The 410-nt window shown below is 64.1% G+C and carries 1 protein-coding gene; it reads left to right on the plus strand.

Annotated features, from left to right (window positions below; all coding sequences use genetic code 11):
* Positions 1-87 precede the first annotated feature (87 nt).
* Positions 88-410: hydrolase (locus SOP95_RS31850; RefSeq protein WP_323609566.1), on the plus strand; the 323-nt coding region annotated here is incomplete at its 3' end.

The following is a 410-nucleotide window of genomic DNA, read 5'->3' on the forward strand; positions in this document are numbered from 1 at the left end:
CGCAAGCTCAGCGGGGAGAAAACCACCTGGCAACCCTGAAGTGGCCTGTGCACAATGGGCGGCCACTCGACCACGGACAGGAACGCCATGCGCCAGGTACTGCTGATCATCGACGTGCAACCTTCCTTCAACCCGCCCACGTGGCTGGTGGACGGCATCAACACCCTGCTGGGGCGCATGCCGTCAGTCGCCACCGTGGAGCGCCACGACGAGAGCGTCACGCCCTTCGCCCGGCAACTCGGCTGGCAACCGGCGCCGAACGACCAAAGCCTGGTGGCCGCTGATCGCATCTTTATCAAACACGGCTATGCGCCAACCCCCGAGACCGTTTCCTACCTGAAAAGCCTCGCGCCGCAACGTGTACTGGTGTGTGGTATCCAGACCGACACCTGCGTGCTGGCGGCGGGGTT

This window comes from Pseudomonas sp. YuFO8 (assembly GCF_035065025.1).
GTDB lineage: Bacteria > Pseudomonadota > Gammaproteobacteria > Pseudomonadales > Pseudomonadaceae > Aquipseudomonas > Aquipseudomonas putida_AE.